The 19,405-nt window shown below is 68.3% G+C and carries 17 protein-coding genes; 6 read left to right on the top strand and 11 right to left on the bottom strand.

The window, feature by feature from the left end:
• Positions 1–51: 51 nt before the first annotated feature.
• The 3 genes from AC0CH8_RS14320 (at position 52) to nadB (ending at position 4,113) form a co-directional block, all read left to right on the top strand.
• Positions 52–294 (top strand): hypothetical protein, encoded by a 243-nt coding sequence (locus tag AC0CH8_RS14320; RefSeq protein ID WP_465240474.1) that lies wholly within the window; start codon positions 52–54, stop codon positions 292–294.
• A 139-nt stretch (positions 295–433) separates the two neighbouring features.
• Entirely contained in the window at positions 434–2,293 is a 1,860-nt protein-coding gene (locus AC0CH8_RS14315; protein WP_465240473.1) for an ABC transporter ATP-binding protein, read from the top strand.
• Between the two features lie 239 nt (positions 2,294–2,532).
• Entirely contained in the window at positions 2,533–4,113 is a 1,581-nt protein-coding gene (gene nadB, locus AC0CH8_RS14310) for an L-aspartate oxidase (RefSeq protein ID WP_465240472.1), read from the top strand.
• Between the two features lie 113 nt (positions 4,114–4,226).
• Here nadB and AC0CH8_RS14305 read toward each other — a convergent pair whose 3' ends face one another.
• The 4 genes from AC0CH8_RS14305 to AC0CH8_RS14290 are packed head-to-tail and all read right to left on the bottom strand — an operon-like array spanning position 4,227 to position 9,116.
• Positions 4,227–4,760: a SixA phosphatase family protein gene (locus AC0CH8_RS14305; RefSeq protein WP_465240499.1), complete on the bottom strand. Its 534-nt coding sequence runs from the start codon at positions 4,758–4,760 to the stop codon at positions 4,227–4,229.
• A 10-nt stretch (positions 4,761–4,770) separates the two neighbouring features.
• Positions 4,771–7,470, bottom strand: coding sequence for an ATP-dependent DNA helicase (locus AC0CH8_RS14300; RefSeq protein WP_465240471.1), 2,700 nt, complete (start codon positions 7,468–7,470; stop codon positions 4,771–4,773).
• Positions 7,471–7,501: 31 nt separating this feature from the next.
• Positions 7,502–8,068 carry a Uma2 family endonuclease gene (locus tag AC0CH8_RS14295; RefSeq protein ID WP_465240470.1) on the bottom strand — a complete coding sequence of 189 codons (567 nt, stop codon included), beginning with the start codon at positions 8,066–8,068 and terminating at the stop codon, positions 7,502–7,504.
• A gap of 43 nt (positions 8,069–8,111) precedes the next feature.
• Complete coding sequence (locus AC0CH8_RS14290) at positions 8,112–9,116, bottom strand: cupin-like domain-containing protein (RefSeq protein WP_465240469.1); 1,005 nt, start codon at positions 9,114–9,116, stop codon at positions 8,112–8,114.
• A 48-nt stretch (positions 9,117–9,164) separates the two neighbouring features.
• Between AC0CH8_RS14290 and AC0CH8_RS14285 the strand changes: the two genes are divergently transcribed.
• Positions 9,165–10,742: a lysine--tRNA ligase gene (locus AC0CH8_RS14285; RefSeq protein WP_465240468.1), complete on the top strand. Its 1,578-nt coding sequence runs from the start codon at positions 9,165–9,167 to the stop codon at positions 10,740–10,742.
• 9 nt (positions 10,743–10,751) lie between these two features.
• Here AC0CH8_RS14285 and AC0CH8_RS14280 read toward each other — a convergent pair whose 3' ends face one another.
• Positions 10,752–10,961, bottom strand: a complete 210-nt coding sequence (locus AC0CH8_RS14280; RefSeq protein ID WP_465240467.1) for a hypothetical protein — start codon at positions 10,959–10,961, stop codon at positions 10,752–10,754.
• A gap of 371 nt (positions 10,962–11,332) precedes the next feature.
• On the opposite strand from AC0CH8_RS14280, the gene nhaA reads away from it, so the two are divergent.
• Together nhaA and AC0CH8_RS14270 are read left to right on the top strand one after the other, a co-directional pair.
• Positions 11,333–12,559 (top strand): Na+/H+ antiporter NhaA, encoded by a 1,227-nt coding sequence (nhaA, locus tag AC0CH8_RS14275; protein WP_465240466.1) that lies wholly within the window; start codon positions 11,333–11,335, stop codon positions 12,557–12,559.
• A complete protein-coding gene (locus tag AC0CH8_RS14270; RefSeq protein ID WP_465240465.1) occupies positions 12,529–13,539 on the top strand; it encodes a histone deacetylase family protein in 1,011 nt (336 codons plus the stop codon). Before nhaA ends, AC0CH8_RS14270 begins: the two co-directional genes overlap by 31 nt.
• On the opposite strand, the gene AC0CH8_RS14265 is transcribed toward AC0CH8_RS14270, so the two are convergent.
• The 6 genes from AC0CH8_RS14265 to plsX form a co-directional block, all read right to left on the bottom strand.
• Complete coding sequence (locus tag AC0CH8_RS14265; protein ID WP_465240464.1) at positions 13,536–15,014, bottom strand: PepSY-associated TM helix domain-containing protein; 1,479 nt, start codon at positions 15,012–15,014, stop codon at positions 13,536–13,538. The two genes, AC0CH8_RS14270 and AC0CH8_RS14265, sit on opposite strands and share 4 nt — an antisense overlap.
• Positions 15,011–15,556 (bottom strand): hypothetical protein, encoded by a 546-nt coding sequence (locus AC0CH8_RS14260; protein ID WP_465240463.1) that lies wholly within the window; start codon positions 15,554–15,556, stop codon positions 15,011–15,013. Before AC0CH8_RS14260 ends, AC0CH8_RS14265 begins: the two co-directional genes overlap by 4 nt.
• Before the next feature lie 971 nt (positions 15,557–16,527).
• The gene (locus AC0CH8_RS14255) at positions 16,528–16,926 is read right to left on the bottom strand and encodes a MerR family transcriptional regulator (RefSeq protein WP_465240462.1); all 399 of its coding nucleotides are present in this window, start codon (positions 16,924–16,926) and stop codon (positions 16,528–16,530) included.
• A gap of 2 nt (positions 16,927–16,928) precedes the next feature.
• On the bottom strand, positions 16,929–17,234 hold the full coding sequence (locus AC0CH8_RS14250; protein WP_204198522.1) for an integration host factor subunit alpha: 306 nt from the start codon (positions 17,232–17,234) through the stop codon (positions 16,929–16,931).
• Between the two features lie 115 nt (positions 17,235–17,349).
• The gene (locus AC0CH8_RS14245) at positions 17,350–18,315 is read right to left on the bottom strand and encodes a beta-ketoacyl-ACP synthase III (protein WP_239474233.1); all 966 of its coding nucleotides are present in this window, start codon (positions 18,313–18,315) and stop codon (positions 17,350–17,352) included.
• Complete coding sequence (plsX, locus tag AC0CH8_RS14240; protein ID WP_465240461.1) at positions 18,312–19,385, bottom strand: phosphate acyltransferase PlsX; 1,074 nt, start codon at positions 19,383–19,385, stop codon at positions 18,312–18,314. The genes AC0CH8_RS14245 and plsX overlap by 4 nt, the downstream gene beginning before the upstream one ends.
• Positions 19,386–19,405: the final 20 nt, after the last annotated feature.

The raw sequence follows: 19,405 nt of genomic DNA, 5'->3' as shown, positions 1-19,405 counted from the left end.
CACGCCTGCGCCGTGCGCATGCTTGGGACCGATGGAGAGATCGACGAGGCGATGTGGGGGCGCATCGTCGATGTCGCGAAGCAGCGGTCGGGCGGTGGTTTCACCGCAATGCCCCCGCAGGATATCCTCCTTGGGGCCATGCAGACGCACGTGATCGGCGAACAGAAACGCGGCGCCGACGGCTCGGCGGAGACCTTCTATCTCATGCGCATGAAGCCGGCCGATCCGAAGAAGGCAACCAGGACCGGCGTCGAGCTTCGGCTCGTCCGCCAAATGGTCGCCGCAACCCGGTAAGCAGCCGCGAGACGCGGTTCGAACACGCAGAAGCACATGATTCGCCCCCACCGACGAAGAATCCACTCCCGCCGTCGCAACCCGATGGTGCTCCCGTGTGTTGCGGCGCAGCATAAGCAGGTCATCGGTGGAGTGCGCCTTGCCTTTTCTCGTCAGCCCGACGCGCTTCATCCTGCATTACGTGCGGGCGCGGCCGTGGATATTCCTCGCGCTCGCGCTGCTGGTCGCCGGGGCCTCGATCTGCGCGATCAGCGTCCAGTATGCGATGAAGCTGCTGATCGACGCGATGACCGGCACCGATCGCATCCGCTCCGCCGTCTACGACGCGCTCGCCGCGTTCCTCGGGCTGGTGGTGCTCGAAAGCCTGCTTCAGCGGGCGGCGGCGCTGACTTTGGGGCAGGCGACGGTCGCGTCCGGCGTCGGCATCCGTCTGGATATGATCGATTATCTGACCGGCCACCAGATGCCGTTCTTCCAGAACCAGCGCGCCGGCTCGCTCGGCCACCGCGTCTCGGGGCTGGCGGGTATCTTCGGCGCGATCGTCCACCGCCTGTTGCAGGAGGTGACGCCGCCGCTGATCGTCTTCGTGGGCGCGATGATGATCTTCACCACGATCGACGTACGCATGGCCGCGGTGCTGGGCGCGATCTTCGTCCTCGTCACCGCCGGCCTCGTCATGCTGGGGCTACGCGGCCACGTCCACCACAAGGCGTTCGCGGAGCATGCCGGCACCGTCGGCGGCGAACTGGTCGACCTGATCGGCAATATCTGGGTGGTGAAAGCGTTCGCCGCCCGCCAGCGCGAACTGTCACGGCTTCAGGGTTTCCTCGACGACGAGGCGAGCGCGCAGAAACGCGGCTGGTTCTTCGTCGAACGCATGCGCGGACTGCACGATCTGGCGCTCGCGGTCCTCGTCGGCGGCACGCTCGTCTGGGCGATCGGCCGATGGTCGACGGGTGCGATCAGCACCGGCGATGTCGTCATCATCAGCACGATGACCTTCCGCATCCTGCACGGCTCCCGCGATCTGGCGATGGCGCTGATCGATACCAGCCAGCAATTCAGCTATCTGCGCGAGACGCTGGACATCATCGGCGTGCCCCAGACGCTCAGCGACGCCGACGACGCCGCCCGGCTGCGCGTCGGCGAGGGGCGGGTGGAACTGACCAACGTCACCTTCGGCTACGATCCGCGCCACCCCGTGCTGCACGACCTGTCGCTCGTCATCCCGGCGGGGCAGAAAGTCGGCGTCGTCGGCCCTTCGGGTGCCGGCAAGTCGTCGCTGCTGCAATTGATCCAGCGCTTCCATGACCCGCAGGCCGGCCACCTCGCGATCGACGGCCAGCGCATCGACAGCGTCACGCAGGAAAGCCTGCGCGACACGCTCGCCGTCGTCCCGCAGGAGGTGCTGCTGTTCCATCGGACAGTGATGGAGAATATCCGCTTCGCCAAACCCGACAGCAGCGACGAGGAAGTCCACCGCGCCGCCGAAGCCGCCGGCTGCGACGACTTCATCCGCCGCCTGCCGCACGGTTACGACAGCATCGTCGGCGAACGCGGCACCAACCTGTCGGGCGGCCAGCGTCAGCGCATCGGCATCGCCCGCGCCTTCCTGAAGAACGCACCCGTCGTCCTGCTCGACGAGGCGACCTCCGCGCTCGACTCGGAATCGGAACTGGAGGTGCAAAACGGGCTGGAGGCGCTCATCAAGAACCGCACCGTCATCGCCGTCGCGCATCGCCTGTCGACGATCGCCAACTTCGACCGCGTTGTCGTCGTGGTCGACGGCCGCGTCGTCGAGGACGGACCGCCGCAGGATTTGCTCCGCATGCCCGGCGGCGCGTTCCGCCAGCTATGGGTGATGCAGGTCGAGGGGCTGGACCGCTCCACCGGCATCTCCGGTGCCGGCCAGCGCATCCGTCACCTCTCCGACCAGAGCCGCCAGCACATCCAGCGCATGATGCGCAGCGCCTGGGCGGGGGTCACCGAACGCGTCTAGAGGCTGTCGGTATCGACCTGAACCGTTCGTGCTGGGCTGGTCGAAGCACAGATGAGGCTCATGCCTCCTCCGGCAGACACCATTGCGCCGTCACCCGCCAACCCCCTGTCCTACACCGCGCAATCATGTCACAGACCCGTCATGCCCGCCGCGCCCTCCCGTCGCTCCGATGTCGCCTATCGTGCGCGTTGGACTAACCTTAGCCTAACCTTCCGCGCTCCCATTGCCGGGTTCGCCTTGTGAGTCAGGCGGATATCCTGATCGTCGGCTCCGGCGCGGCCGGACTGACCGCGGCCCTCAACCTCGCCGAACGCTTCCGGGTCGCCGTGCTCGCCAAGGGCGCGCTCAACGAGGGCTCGACCGCCTGGGCGCAGGGCGGCATCGCCGCGGTGCTGGAGCCGGGCGACACGTTCGACAGCCATATCGAGGATACGATGATTGCCGGCGCGGGCCTGAACGACCGCGCCACCGTCGAATTCGTCGTCGAACGCGCCCCCGCCGCGATCGAGCGGCTCCAGAAACTCGGCGTTCCCTTCGCGCAGGAAAACGACATCCTGCACCTGACGCGCGAAGGTGGCCATTCCCACCGCCGCATCGTCCACGTCGCTGACGCGACCGGCTGGGCCGTGCAGGAGGCGCTGCAACGCGCCGCCGAGGCGCATCCGAACATCACGCTCGTCCCCGATCAGGTTGCGATCGACCTTGCGACCAGCCGGCACGAGGAACGCTATTCCGGCGCGGGTCATGTCTGGGGCGTCTACGCGCTCGACCGCCGCACCGGCCGGGTCGAGGCGCATGTCGCACGCGCCACGATCCTTGCGACGGGCGGGGCGGGGCGCACCTACCTCTTTTCCACCGCCCCGCGCGGGGCGACGGGCGACGGTATCGCGATGGCGTGGCGCGCGGGTGCGCGCGTGTCGAACATGGAATTCATGCAATTCCACCCGACGTGCCTCTACCATCTGGAGGTCAAGAACTTCCTCATCACGGAGGCCGTGCGCGGCGAGGGCGGGCGGCTCATCAACCCGTCGACCGGCAAGCGCTTCATGTCGGAATACGATGCCGACCGGATGGAACTGGCCCCGCGCGACGTGGTGGCGCGTGCGATCGATGCGGAGATCAAGCGCTACGGCCTCGATTACGTCCACCTCGACATCAGTCACCAGCCGCCGGAGTTCGTTCGCGCGCACTTCCCGAACATCTATGAAAAGCTGATCGGCCTCGGCATCGACATGACCAAGGAGCCGATCCCGGTCGTGCCTGCGCAGCATTACACCTGCGGCGGCATCATGGTCGATCGCGACGGCCGCACCGACCTGCCCGGCCTCTATGCCGCGGGCGAGTGCACGCAGTCGGGGCTGCACGGCGCGAACCGTCTCGCTTCCAACTCGCTGCTCGAATGCTTCGTGTTCGGCGAAGCGGCGGCAACGCACATCGCGGAGTGCTGGGATGATCTGCCCGCCCCGCCCGCGATCCGCGCCTGGGACGAAAGCCGCGTCACCGACTCCGACGAAGAGGTCGTCATCAAGCAGAACTGGACGGAAATCCGCCGGTTCATGTGGAATTACGTCGGCATCGTCCGCACCACCAAGCGGCTCCAGCGCGCCGCCAATCGCATCCGCATGATGACCGACGAGGTCGGCGACTATTACGGCCATTTCCGCGTGACGCCCGACCTGATCGAGCTGCGTAACCTGTTGCAAACCGCGGACCTGATTGTGAAATCCGCGCTCCACCGCAAGGAAAGCCGCGGCCTCCACTACACGCTCGACTATCCCACCACCGACGCGGAGGCGGTCGACACGATATTGGTGCCGTAAAACGTAAGCTCCGCCCAGTCCGTCACCCCAGCGAAAGCTGGGGTCTCCCTTCGCATATCGACCGCTTCGGCAGGAGGTCCCAGCTTCCGCTGGGATGACGACCAAGACCCCCCTCAGTCCTCGTCCGGCCCCAGCGTCGCATCCAGGTCGCGCGGCCGGGTGAACGCCTCCAGCGTAGCTGCCCCCGACCGCAGGTCCGCCCACCCTCCGTCCCAGGTCATCACTGCCACCGCCGCGGTCGGATATTTCGCCTCCACCGCGTCGCGCAAATCGCCCCCGTCCGCCACCAGATCGAGGACGAGGTCCTCCAGCCCGGGATTATGACCGACGACCAGCGCCGTCCCCGCCGCCTCCGGCAACTCGCGGATCAGGTCGAGCAGGGTCGCGGCCGATGCCAGATACGCGCGCTTGTCCCATGCCGGCGTCAGCGCCCGGCCATAGCCATATTCCACCTCGACCAGCGTCTCGACCACGCGCAGCGCGGGGGAGGCGAGGACATGGTCGAACGCCGCGCCCTGCGTCTTCAGGAACCGACCCATTACCTGCGCCGCACGGCGGCCCTTGGGGTTCAGCGGTCGGTCGAAATCGCGGGGAACGGCGTCGTCCCAGCCCGACTTGGCGTGGCGCAGCAGCGTCAGCGTCTTCATGGCGTCTCCGTCAGCCGGCTTGATCTGCGTCATGCCCGATCCGGATGGTGGTGGAAAGCCGCTCCGCAACGCGGGCGACCGCGTCTTCCAGCGTCACCCTCGATACCCGCACGCCGGACGGAAACGCATCCAGCAACCGCGACGGCATCGCAGCCGACAGCAGCACGAACGCGCCGCGATCGTCCGCCCGCCGGATCAACCGCCCGAACGCCTGCGCCAGCCGCGCCCGGACGATGCGGTCGTCATACGCCGAACCACCCCCCGCCAGCTTTCGCGCGGCATGCAGCACCGTCGGCTTCGGCCACGGCACCCCCTCCATGACGACGAGGTGCAGCGACGTGCCTGGCACGTCGACCCCGTCGCGCAGTGCATCGGTGCCCAGCAGCGATGCGGCCGGATCGTCGCGGAAGATATCGACCAGTGTCCCCGTGTCGATCGGATCGACATGCTGCGCGTGCAGCGGCAGCCCGCCGCGCGCCAGCCGGTCGGCGATCCGCGCATGCACCGCGCGCAGCCGGCGGATCGCGGTGAACAGCCCCAGCGTGCCGCCATTCGCCGCCTCGATCAGCCGCGCATAGGCATTGGCGAGCGCCGGAATGTCGCCGCGCTTGACGTCGGTGACGATCAGCACCTCGGCGTTGTTCGCGTAATCGAACGGGCTCTCGACCTGAAACCGGGCGGGTGCGCGAGCCAGATGCGGGGCTCCCGTCCGCGCCTCCGCCACCGACCAGTCGCCGCCGCCGGTCAACGTCGCCGACGTGACGAGCGCCCCGTGCGCCGGCTTCAGCACGATCTCCGCAAAGGGCCGCGTCGGATCGAGCCAGCGGCGATGCAGGCCGATGTCGTACTCGCGGCCCTCGACGCGCTCGACCGACAACCAGTCGACATGATCGGGATCCACCGGCCCGCCGACCCGCGCCAGCAGCGCCAGCCACGCCGCGACCGTCTCCGCCCGCCACCCGATCGAGGCGATCGCGCCTTCGACCCGCGCCCGCGCCGGTCCGTCAAGCCAGTCCGGCCCTTCGGTCAGCACCGCTTCCAGCCGCCGGCCGAGCGTCACCAGCGGTCGCACCAGCGCATCGAGCGCGGCGGCGGCGGGGGCGGCGGCCTCGATCAACTCGGGCGTCGGTTCGGCCAGCTCGGTCTCCAGCCCGTATCCGGCGTCGCCCGGCTGCTCGGCGCGCGCATAGGTCAGGCCGCGTACCGCCGCGAGCAATGCCTCGATCGGCCCGAACGGCTGGCCCTCGTTCAGCCGCCCCAGCCAGCCGTCCGCCGCCAGCGCCTGCGCCGCCCGCACCGCATCGGCGATCGCGACCCCGCCACCCTCATCATAGCTGGCGACATCCGACAGCCGCGCCTGGAGCCCGCGCCGCCGCCCCCGCCCGCCCGCTTCGGGACCCAAAATCCAGCGGCGCAACTCGATCGTCTCCGATCCGGTCAGCGCCACCCCGAACATCGCGTCGGCGGCGTCGAACAGATGATGTCCCTCGTCGAAGACGTAGCGCGTCGGGCGCGTCGCCACCTCGCGTCCGCGCGCCGCGTTGACCATGACGAGTGCGTGGTTGGCGATGACGATGTCCGCGTCCGCGCTGGCCCGCGCCGCCCTCTCGATGAAGCATTTCCGGTAATGCGGGCACCCGGCATAGACGCACTCGCCACGCCGGTCGGTCAGCGCCGCCGGACCGTTGCGCCGGAACAGCGTCGGCAGCCAGCCGGGCAGGTCCCCGCCGACCATGTCCCCGTCCGCACTATACGCCGCCCATCGCGCCACCAGTTGCGCCAACACCGCGGCCCGGCCCGCGAAGCCGCCCTGCAATGCGTCCTCCAGGTTCAGCAAGCAGAGGTAATTCTCGCGCCCCTTGCGCGTCACAACCCGCTCGCGCCGAAGAACGGGGTCGGGGTAAAGCCGCTGCGTCTCCGCCGACAATTGCCGTTGCAGCGCCTTGGTATAGGTCGAAATCCACACCGCGCCGCCCGCCCGCTGCGACCACAGCGACGCGGGCGCGAGATAGCCCAAGGTCTTGCCGATGCCGGTACCCGCCTCCGCCAGCACCATGTTCGGCGACTCGCGCACCGCGCGCGGCGCGAAGGCGGCGGTCGCGGCGGCGGCATAGGCCCGCTGCCCCGGCCGTTCCTCCGCCATCCCGCCGGTCAGTTCCGCCAGCCGCGCCTCGCTATCGCCCGGCTCGATCTCGATCGTGCGCGGCGCGGGGCGGGGCGCGCCTTCCTCCCATTCCGGCAGGCGGGAGAACAGCCAGCGCTCGTCGACCCGCGGCTTGACGATGCGCGGTCCGACGACGGGGGCCCAGGCCCACCGCAACCGGCCGAGCGACTGGACCGACGCCCACGCCCCCTCCCGCTCGCGCCAGTCGCCGTCGGGCACCGCCAGCAACGCCGCCGTCGCTTCCAGCAGGAACGCCGCCACGTCCTCGTCCCGCTCCGGCGGCGACAGGTCGACGGCGCGCGCCAGCCCGGCCGGCGTCGGCACCGCGAACCGCGCCGGATGCAGGAACGCGTAGAGTTCGAGGATGTCGAGGCCGGACAACTCCGCATATCCCAGCCGTTGCCCGACCAGCGGCGCGTTCAGCAGGATCACCGGCGTATCGGCGGCGACGCGGATCGCCTCGCCACGTCCCACCGGCCGCGTGCCTTCGGCGGTCGCGATCCAGATGCCGCCATGACTGGCGTGAAGGGCGGGGTAGGGGGACACGCGACCGTTCTAGCGGAACGAAGAGTGAATGCTAGAGAATGCCGTGCCCGTCGATCGTCAGGTCCGGCACCGTCGCGCTCTGCAATGCACCCGCCAGCGGCACGATCCGGCTGTTCACGTAGCTGCCGTCCGCGGGCGTCCAGAACTGATGCACCTGCTGTCCGTCGACATCGACGACCCAATATTCCGGGACGTGCTGATCCGCATACAGCGTGCGCTTGATCCCGAGGTCCCCGCGCAGCGACGTCGCGCCTACCTCGATCACCAGCACGACGTCGTCCCGGTTGAAATACGCGCCCTTGGCGTCGATCCGCGCCACGAGAACGTCGGGTTGCGGCATATTATGCGGCGCGAATGCCAGACTGCCCTCGACGTAAGCGTCGTATGGGTCGCTGCGGTCGCGGAGCGCCAGACGCAGGCGGAACATCAGCTCGTTCTTGATCCGCGTGTGCGGCAACATTTCCGAATTCACCGCGACGATGACCCCCTCGATCAATTCGGTGCGACGACCATCGAACGCGCCAGCCCGGTCGAGCAGTTCGTAATCCTCGATACGCAACTTGAACGGTTGCAGGTCGGATGACGGCATCATGTTCATGGCGCCCCTCTTCTACCACTCGCGGCGACGGACCCCAAGCCTTTCAGCGCAACGAGCGCGCGATCAGATCCTTCAACCGCGCCAGCATTCCCGGCGTCCGCTCGCCGAGCACCCCGCGCGCGACGGGCGGCAGATGCTCGACCGGATCGTCGGCGCGGAAGACATAATGGTCGAACATTGCCCGCCACGCCTCGCGCTCGCGCTGAGGGGCCGGCCCCAGCGTCAGGATCGCATGATATAGCGCGCTCAGCGGCGTCGTCGTCCCCGCCGGTGCATCCCGCCACCAGTAATTGACCATCGCACCAACCTCATCCAGCCCGCGCACCGCGTGCCACCAGAGCGAGGGCATATACAGTACGTCCCCCGGCTCCAGCTCGGCGACCTGCGCCTGCTCCAGCGCCGCGGCGAACTTCGGATGCCGGGCGAAATCGGGCGCGTCCACATCGACCAGACTCGACGGCTGCCCCGCCAGCGTCAGGTCGAGCGGCCCGACATACAGGTTGCCCACCTGATCGGTCGGGAACAGCGTGAACCGCCGCCGCCCCATGACCACGCACGCCAGGTTCTGCGGCAGGTCCCAATGCGCCGCCGTCTTCGTCCGGTTGCCCAGCCACATCGACACCAGCATCCGCCGATCCGCATCCAGCAGCGGCATCGCATTCTCCGCCCGAAAGCCCGGCACGTGCTTCCCTACCGGCAGCGCCCCGGCATAGATCGCGAACGGGCTGGCGCTCCCCCGCTGGCGCAGCAACAGGTCGAGCAGCTGGTCGATCGTCGCCAGCCGGCGGTCGTGGTTATACTCCTCGAAATCCTCGGTGAAGCCGAACCGCCCATCGATCGCGGGGTCGCCGAACCACGCCTCCGCCGGCTCCTCGGTCGCCCGCGCGCGCAGATACGCGGCCAGCGCCTCGGCCCCCTCACGCGCCGCCGCCACGACCGGCCAGTCCGCCACCAGTCCACGCAGCACCGCCGGCCGTCCCGCGGGCACGATCTCCGCCTCGAACCGCGCGCGGTCGACTTCGTAATGGTTCGGAACGCTGCTCGTCACGGCCCACAGGGTAGCAGCGCGCCGCAGGTGGGGCTAGGAGCCGGGACGATGGTCGACAAAACACTGAGAGCGGAGGCGCTGGCCTCCAAGGCATGGCCCTATGAAGAGGCGCGCAAGCTGCTCGCGCGCTATCCGGACGGGAAAACCAGCGGCCCGATCCTGTTCGAAACCGGCTACGGCCCCTCGGGCCTGCCGCATATCGGCACCTTCAACGAAGTGCTGCGCACGACGATGGTGCGTCAGGCGTTCCACGCCCTGTCCGACCAGCCGACCAAGCTGATCGCGTTCAGCGACGATATGGACGGCCTGCGCAAGGTGCCGGACAACGTGCCGAACGGCGACATGCTGCGCGCGCATCTCGGCAAGCCGCTGACGACGATCCCCGATCCGTTCGGCACGCACGACAGCTTCGCCGCGCACAACAACGCCCGCCTCCGCGATTTCCTCGACCGCTACGGCTTCGATTACGAGTTCGCCTCGTCCACCGAATATTACATCGGCGGCCGTTTCGACGAGGCGCTGAAGCTGGTGCTGCGCCACTTTCAGGGCATTCAGGACGTGATGCTGCCGACGCTGCGCGCGGAGCGCCGCGCGACCTATTCGCCGGTGCTGCCGATCAGCCCGACGACGGGCGTCGTGTTGCAGGTCCCCGTCGAGGTGGTCGACGCCGACGCCGGCACCATCGCGTTCGTGGACGAGGACGGCCAGCGCATCGTCCAGTCCGCGCTCGGCGGCCTGTCGAAGTTGCAATGGAAGGTCGACTGGGCGATGCGCTGGGTCGCGCTCGGCGTCGATTACGAGATGGCGGGCAAGGACCTGATCGACTCGGTCGTGCAGTCGTCGAAGATCGCCCGCGTCCTCGGCGGCCGCCCGCCGGAGGGGTTCAACTATGAAATGTTCCTCGACGAGCATGGCGAGAAGATATCGAAGTCCAAGGGCAACGGCCTGTCGATGGACCAATGGCTGACCTACGGCCCCGAAGAGTCGCTCGCCTTCTTCGCCTATCGCGAGCCGAAAAAGGCCAAGCAACTGCACATGGGCGTGATCCCGCGCGCGGTGGACGAGTATTGGCAGTTTCGGGCCAACTACCCCACGCAGGACCTGAAGCAGCGCCTCGGCAACCCCGTTCACCACATTCACGACGGGCAAGTGCCGACCGAAAAGTTGCCGGTGACGTTCGGGTTGCTGCTCAATCTCGCCAGCCTGCCCGGTGTCGGCGATGCGCAGACGATATGGCGCTTCCTGCAACGCTACGACGCCAGCCTATCGCCGGAGGCGAACCCTGCGCTCGATCGACTGGTCGGCTATGCGGTCGCCTACGGCCGCGATTTCGTCGCGCCGACGCTCGTCCGCCGTGCGCCGACCGACGCGGAACGCGCCGCGCTGACCGACCTCGACGCGGCGCTGGCCGAACCGGTCGAGGGCGACGACGTCGCCGGCGTGTTGCAGGATCGCGTCTACGAGATCGGCAAGGCGCACTACGGCAAGGAGGCGCTGCGCGACTGGTTCAAAACCCTGTACGAGACGCTGCTCGGCTCGTCGCAGGGCCCCCGAATGGGCAGCTTCTTCGCGCTCTACGGCGTCGACAACAGCCGCAAGCTGATCGCCGAGGCGCTGGCGCGGTGACCGTTCCGCCTAGCTGACGACGCCATCGGTACAGCGGATACGCATCCCCTTGGTCGTCACCAGCGCGGTTTCGCCGGGTTGCGCCTCGACCCGGCCGTCGCCCTTGCTGCTCGATACTACCAGGATCATCGGGCGATCGACTACGCAGCGATATTCGGCCTTGGTCACGGTGCAGGCGCGCCGCAACGCGGCTGCGTCGTCGGCAGACGGATTTCCCACCGATTCGACGCTGAACCCGATCGACGCTGAGCCGGCCTTGCCACAGGTCCGGTTTGCTCGTGGCGCTCAACCCGATCTGCGGCGCGAGCCGCGCGCAGAAGCTCGGCCGCCGTTGCTGTGCCGTGGAGGCGCTGCTTCCGATAATGGACAGTATCGCGACGATCGCCAGTTTCATCCACCACTCCCCGGAACTCGCACGGTCCCCCCGGCGTGTCGGAACGATAGGGACGTTAGACGACAAATGCGTGACAACCGCCGGTCCCGCCCGGCTGATGTCTCCGGTCGTGTCGCGGCACTTTGGGAGGCACCGGATCGCGCCAACCCTCTAAGCCGTATTCAGAACGCGCCCCCGATCGGCTAGGCCTGTGGTCATGATCCGTCGTCGCCCCCTCTCCGCCCTCCGCGCCTTCCTCGTCGGGGAAGCGGGGGGTGGCGCCGTGCTGACGGCGGCGGCGGTCGTGGCGATGGTCACGGCAAATCTGCCGGCGACCGCGCCGGCCTATGAGGCGTTCCTGCACTGGACCACTGGACCGGTCATCGCTCCCGCGCTGGGACCGATGACGGTACATTTGTGGATCAACGATGCCGCGATGGCGCTGTTCTTCCTGCTCGTCGGGCTGGAGATCAAGCGGGAGCTGGTCGATGGACAGCTTGCCAATCCCAAAAAGCGCCGCCTGCCGATCATAGTCGCGGCGGCGGGGATGGCTGTACCTGCGCTGATCTATCTCGCGGTCGCCGGCAGTACGCCCGGTCTTGCGCGGGGTTGGGCGATCCCGGCGGCGACCGATATCGCTTTCGCGGTCGGCATCCTCGCGCTGCTCGGCAGCCGGGTGCCCCCGTCACTCAAGATCTTCCTGACCGCCGTTGCGATCGTCGACGATATGGGCGCGGTGGCGATCATCGCGCTCGCCTACACGCCTGCGGTCGATCTCGGGGCGCTGGCGGCGGCGACGGGAACGCTGGCGGCGATGATGGCGCTCAACCGGCACAAGGTCGGGGCGGTCTGGCCGTATCTGCTCGGGTTCGTGGTGTTATGGTATTGCGTCTTGCTGTCCGGCGTCCACGCGACGGTCGCGGGCGTGCTGGCGGCGGCGGCGATCCCGCTGACGCTGTCGCCGGGCGTTCCCGACGAGCCCGATTCGCCGCTGCACCGGATCGAGCACGCGCTGGCCGGACCTGTTCTGTACGGCGTCGTCCCGCTGTTCGCCTTCGCCAATGCCGGCGTGTCGCTGCAAGGGATCAGCGCCGAGACGCTGCTGCATCCGCTGGTCGTCGGCATCGCGGCCGGACTGTTCGTCGGCAAGCAGGTGGGTGTGCTCGGCGCGATCTGGCTGGCCGAGCGGCTCGGATTCGCCAAACGGCCGGGCGGCGCGGGGTGGATGCAGGTCTACGGCGTCGCGTTGCTCGCGGGGATCGGCTTCACGATGAGCCTGTTCATCGGTCAACTCGCCTTCCCGGAGGACCCGGTGCTGGCGGAGGAGGTGAAACTGGGCGTGCTGGGCGGATCGATCGCATCGGCGCTGATCGGCTATTGCGTCCTGCGCCTCGTCGCCGCCAAAAAGCCCGTATGCAACGCTTCTTCTCTCCCACCCAGTTGATCCACGCGCCGGCGCGCGAACTGCACAACGGTAGCTTCACCGACTATGCCGAAACCCCGGCGCGCGCGGAAGCTATCCTGCGGGCGATCGGCGGTGCGGCGGAACCCGATGATCGTGGCGAAGGCCCGATCCTGGCGGTCCATACGCCGAATTACGTTGCGTTCCTGAAGGATGCCGCGCGGTTGTGGCGGGAGGCGGGGCGGCCGGGTGACGCCATCCCCTATGCCTTTCCGATCGTCGGCCGCCGCCCGCTGAAGCTCGACCGGATCGACGCGCTGCTCGGCCGCCACGGCTTCGATGCGACGACGCCGATCACGCCCGACACGTGGGCGGCTGCCTATGCCAGCGCGCAGACCGTACTCGCCGCGACCCACGCAGTTCTGGACGGCCAGCAGGCTGCGTTCGCGCTGTGCCGCCCACCAGGCCATCACGCGGGCGCGGATTACTGCGGAGGCTATTGTCACCTGAACGTCGCCGCAATCGCCGCGCAGGCGGCGCGCGACGGGGGAATGGAGCGGGTCGCGATCCTCGACATCGACTATCATCACGGCAACGGCACGCAGGATATCTTCTGGACGCGCAGCGACGTGTTCTACGCCTCGGTCCACGCCGATCCGGCGCGCGACTATCCCTTCTACTGGGGCCATGCCGATGAAGTGGGCGAGGGTGAGGGCAGGGGCGCAACGCTCAACCTGCCGCTGCCGCACGGCACGACGCGGGCCGCTTTCCGTGCCACGCAGGCCCAAGCGCTGGACGCGATCGCCGCGTTCGATCCGGGGTTGCTGGTCGTCAGCTTCGGCGCGGACACGTGGGAGGGGGACCCGATCTCCCGCTTCGCGCTGACGACTGACGACTACCCGCTGCTCGCCGCCGACATCTGCGATCGCGGGTGGCCGACGGTGATCGTGATGGAAGGCGGCTATGCGGTCGACGCGCTCGGGGCGAACGTCGCTGGCTTCCTGTCGGGGTTCGAGGGCTAGATCGACCGAACCGTCCGCACGCCGCGAAACAGCCACAGGACCGCGCCCGCCGATACCGCCGCGATCAGGTCAATCGCGATCGGTCCCCCCGTCTCCGGCCGCAGCAGCGCGGCATGCCCGGCCGCCGTCGCCAGCACCGCTGCCGCCGCTACCGTCCGCAACCGTGCTGCCGTGGCCCAGAGCGGCCACGCGATCGCAGCCACCAGCATCGCGGCCATCAGGCCCCAGAACATGCCCACCAGCGGCGCGTCCGGCCCGGCGCCGCCGCGAAGCCACAGCGCCGCGAGCAGCGCCAGCGGGGTACCCCAGACCACTACCGCCCAGCACGCCGCCATGCGCCGGCTGTGTAGCCCGCGACGGCGGCGCTTCTCCAGCCACAGCGACGTGCCCGTGGCGGTGACGACGCACAGTCCCACGCCCAGCAGCATATAGGCCAGTTCGACCGTCAGCCCGCCGAAATTGCCGAAATGCAAATTGTACGCAGACGCTGCCGTTTGTCGGCCGATCGGTCCATCGGACAGCCCGACCTTGCCCTTCGCGAGGCCGCGCCCGTCGAAGGCATAGGTTTCGCCGTAGATCAGCCGGCGGGGATGCTCGGCGATGATCTGGACGTGCTGGCCGCGCGTGCCGGGATCGTGCGCGATGACGTAGGTTGGTGTCGTGCCGGGTGCCTGTGTGGCCTGCGCGCGGATCGCAGTCGCGAGATCGGGCAGGGGCGCGTGAGCCGCGTCCGGCTTCGGTTCGTGGCCGAAGATCGTCGCATAGACCGGCTCGATCGCGCCGTTCGTGTAGGCGCGCGCTAGTAGCGTCGCACCGACGCTGCCCAGCCCGATGAACGCGCCGGTCAGTGCCACCGCCAGCACGAACGGCAGTGTCCATACGCCCAGCCGGTTGTGCCAGTCCGCGCGGGCGAGTTGGTTGTTGTGGCGGGTGCGGATGCGGAAGGCGTCTCGGAAGATCCGGGGGTGGGCGAGGACGCCGGTCACGACCAGTCCGACGAGCATCACGCCGAACGCACCGACGACGATCAGGCCCAACGTTGCGGGAAGATGCAGATATTCGTGCAGGCCGATGACGAACTCGGTCCAGGCATGCGCCTCCCGCCCCACGACCTTTCCGGCACCGTCGACATACCAGGCACCGTTGTCGGTGGTGACCACCGCGCGCGGTAGGTCCGGCGTCGGCATGCGGATGTAGAGGTGCGTGGTGCGCGGCTTGCCCGCCTCGCCGGCGACGACCGCGGTCATGGCTGCCTGTGCCGCGGCGGGCGACAGCGATGCCGTCTCGGCGACGTTGGGCTGTTCCCAGCGTTGCCAGCGATCGTGGATTACGATCAGCGATCCGGTCAGCGCGATGATATAGAGCAGGGCACTCGCCAGCAGGCCGATCGCGGCGTGGCCGCCGAGCGCGCGCTGCACGAGCGTGGCGGGGGCCGGCGTCGTGGTCGGCGTGTCAATTTTGAAGGGCGCGTTCATCCGACGCTCCAGAAGAGGGTTCCGAGGATCGCGGCGGACGCGGGCGCGGCGATCATCCGCGACGGGCCGGCGCGAGTCATCTGCACCGCGATGATGATCGCCCAGGCGATCGGTTGCAGGAACAGCGTGATGACGACCGCATCGGTCTCCACCGCACCAGCCCGCCGAGCCGCGGCCTGCACGCCGAACGCCAGCCACTGCGCCGCGACGAAGGCGACGGGTACGACGAGAACGAAGACCGACACCCGCGCCGCGATTTCGGAGGCGCGTTGCGGCAAGGCGATCCCCGCCGCCACGCGGGCGGGACGCTGTGGCCGGGCGGGGGAGGTCCAGCCTGCGTAGAGCAGCATCGCCAGCGCCGCGGCCGAGCCGGCGAGGATCGTCACCGCGAGGCCCCACGCGCCATCGGCGACGGTCGCGCCGATCGCCGCGACGGCGGCGATCAGCCAACCCGCCAGTGCCACCCCGCGACGGCCGTCCCAACCGAACCGCACGACCATCATCGCGGCGACCGCCATCAGCAGCATCACCGGCGTCGTCATGCCGCCAAGTCCATGCCAGGGCTGGGCTTCATCGACGGTTCTCCGCTACTACGACGCTGATCGGCATGGCCGCACCGGTACAAGCCACGCTATTGCAAATCAATCGCATAGTGGAGCGGGTCGGAAAACGCTGAGGTCAGCGCCCCGCGAATGCGCCGATGTCTTTGGGGGCGCACCGCACGGCGTCGACGTGCATCTTCACTCCCGCTACGGGGACCGTAGCAGAACCTCGTCTGCCATCCCGGACAGGCCGGGGTCCACTTGGGACTACGGCGGTAAGAGATCGGGCACGTTGCCCAACTAGACCCCGGCCTCCGCCGGGGTGGTCGTTTGCCAACAGCAGGAGGCTGTTTCGCAAAGCCCCTCCACCAGCGAGCCGCTCGCGATAACGTCCCATTCCGAACTGTCGTCCGGCAAGTCACATGGGACAAGGTGCAGGCGACACTCCTGAAGTTCGGGACGTAAAGGTCGCTCTCGAGGCATCGATACGATCCGAGGCTGGCGGCAATGGTTTGACGGAGCAGCGCGGCGGTTCTTCTGCCCTGTGCCGTCAGTCGAAGCCTCATCTCCCCGGACGTGGTCGGCGTCGACCGAGCAGCGAGCGCCGCCCGCTGAGCCTCTTGCCAATGAAGCCGCGCTTGAAAGGCCTCGGATAGGTCGGTCATTGTTCCCGCTAGATACATCCCGCTCATGTGCTCCCGCGAAGGCGGGAGCACAGTACTGGGCTCCCGCCTTCGCGGGAGCACATGGATGCGGGGAAAGTTGTAAGTCCTAATTAGGAGGGGCAAGTCTCAGGCACGTCTGCGGGAAAAGGCGCACTTGCGCCGATCGTCTTAAAGCTCGAAGCGAAGTCGATCAGTCCCAGGAACGAGATGTCGGCACAGGCGCAGTCGGTCATATAAATTGGCGGACGTGCCCTGTCGCGAGCTACGATCTTCCTTCCCGCAGCCCCGACGGAGCGGAGGTACGTCTCAGGCCCCCGACGACACACCGTCCTCGACCAGCGCATCCGCCAGCAGGGCGCGGATCGCCTGCAACGATGCCGTTGCGTCCGGGTCAGCAGGTGAGGGAGCAGTTTCCGCGACGGGCGAGGGAGGTGGCGAAGCCGTGCCCTTCTTCTCCGCGGCCAGCAACTGCTGAACGCCGCGGATCGTGTAGCCCTCGTGGTTCAGCAGCGCGTCGATACGCCGCACCAGTGCGACGTCGTCGGTGCGGTAGTAACGGCGGTTGCCGGCACGCGTTAACGGCCGCAACTGGGGGAAGCGCGTCTCCCAGTAGCGCAGCACGTGATGCGGCAGACCGGTGTCCGCCGACACCTCGCCAATCGTTTTCAGCGCGCCACTCGCCTTGGGCGTGGGCGCGCCGACCACGATTATGCCTCCGGAGCCCCGACGATGCGGTCGCGCATCATCTGGCTGGCTCGGAATGTGAGGACGCGGCGGGGTGCGATCGGCACTTCGATGCCGGTCTTGGGATTGCGACCGACGCGCTCACCCTTGTCGCGGAGCACGAAGGTACCGAAACCGGAAATCTTGACGTTCTCGCCCGAGGCGAGGCTCTCGCACATTTCCGACAGGATCTGCTCGACGATATCCGCTGAGTCCGCGCGGCTCAGACCGACCTGATGATGCAGTGCTTCGGCCAGATCGGCCCGCGTCAACGTCCCTGCTTCACTCATTCCAGGCTCCCCATTCGCCGCGCCTACACTGGCACAAGGCGATTCGAAAGCCCCTTTGCTCTATGTTACACATAGTTGAAAAGAGGAGAACCGCACATGAATGAAGTTTTTGCCACTAAAAACGGATGACGGCGGCCCCCCAGGTGAATCCGCCGCCCATCGCCTCCAGCACGACGATGTCGCCCTGCTTCACGCGCCCGTCACGGACGCCGACATCGAGGGCCAGCGGCACCGACGCCGCGGAGGTGTTCGCATGGCGGTCGACGGTGACGATGACCGTCTCGGGTGCCAGGCCCAGCTTGCGTGCGGTCGCATCGAGAATGCGGGCATTGGCCTGATGCGGCACGACCCAGTCGACATCGTCGGCGGCGATGCCGGCGATCCCCAGCGACTCCGTCATCACGGCCGCCAGATTGGTCACGGCGTGGCGGAATACCTCGCGCCCCTTCATCCGCAGCTTGCCGACGGTACCGGTGGTCGACGGTCCACCATCGACATAGAGCAGGTCGTTGTAGCGACCGTCCGCGTGCAGTTTCGTCGCAAGGATGCCGCGGCCGTCCTGTTCGACTTCCTGCCCCTCCAGCACGATCGCGCCGGCGCCGTCCCCGAACAGGACGCAGGTGGTGCGATCCTCCCAATCGAGGATGCGGCTGAACGTCTCCGCCCCGATCACCAGCGCGCGGCGGTGGACGCCGGTGCGCAGCATCGAATCGGCGACCTGCACGGCGTACAGAAAACCTGAACACACTGCCGCCACGTCGAACGCGACGCAGTCGAGGATGCCCAGCGCCGCCTGGACCTTGGTCGCGGTAGCGGGGAACGTCTGGTCGGGCGTAGCCGTCGCCAGCACGATCAGGTCGATATCGGTGGCGGCGATCCCCGCCGCCTCGATCGCGCGCCGGGCGGCGTCGGTGGCGAGCGTGCCCGTCGTCTCGTCCGGGCCGGCGATGTGGCGGAAGCGGATACCGGTCCGCTCGACGATCCATTCGTCGCTGGTATCGACCTGCGCCGCCAGTTCCGCGTTCGACACGCGGCGGGCCGGCAGGGCCGACCCGGTGCCGGTCACGACCGAGCGGATCATGCCGCTGCGTCCTGCGGCTTGGGAGTGCCGGCACGCCGGGCGGGGCGAGCGACATGCTCCAGCCCCAGATCCTCGGCGATGCGGCGGGTGAGGTCGGCGCGCGCCATCTTCGTCGCGTTGCCGATGGCGGTGGCGACGCCGCGCTCGTTGGCGCTGCCGTGGCTCTTCACGACGATGCCGTTGAGGCCCAGAAACACCGCGCCATTGTGGTTGTTGGGATCGAGATGATGCTTCAGCAGCTCGGTCGCGGGGCGGGAGATCAGGAAGCCGACCTTCGACCGGATGGAGCTGGTGAAGGCCCGCTTCAGCAGGTCGGCGACGAACCGCGCCGTCCCTTCCGCGGTCTTCAGCGCGATGTTGCCCGCAAAGCCGTCGCACACGATCACGTCGTGATTGCCGCGCGCCAGCTTGTCGCCCTCGACGAAGCCGGTGAACGCGAGCGGGAGGTGCCCCGCGGCTTTCAACTGAGTCGCGGCGTCGCGAATCACGTCGGTGCCCTTCTGATCCTCGGACCCGATGTTGAGCAGCGCCACGCGGGGCCGCTCCAGGTCCATGATCGTACGGGCATAGGCCGCGCCCATCACCGCGAACTGGACAAGGTTGCGGGCATCGACCTCGGTATTGGCACCCAGGTCGAGCATCACGACGTCGTTGTCACCCAATGTCGGCAACGGCGCAGCGAGCGCCGGCCGGTCGATGCCGGGCAGCGTGCGCAACGCGACCTTGGCCATCGCCATCAGCGCGCCCGTGTTGCCGGCCGACACGGCGGCTGCCGCGCGACCCTGCTTCACCAGATCGATCGCTACACCCATCGACGTGCGTTTGGCGCGACGGATCGCCTGGCTCGGCTTTTCGCTCGGGCCGACTACCTCGGGCGCGTGTACGACCTCGGCGTTCTGACTGAGATTGGGGTGCGCGACGAGGGCTTCGCGAATCGCGGCCTCGTCGCCCACCAGCAGGAACCGGCTGCCCTCGAACGCGCGGCGCGCCCGCGCCACGCCGGCGAGCATCACCGCCAGCCCTTCGTCACCGCCCATCGCATCGATGGCGATCCAGGGCTGTTCGGTCATCGTCGGTTCCAGTCGTTCGG

The organism is Sphingomonas sp. AC435, assembly GCF_979253005.1.
This window is presented reverse-complemented; position numbering and strand designations above follow the sequence as displayed.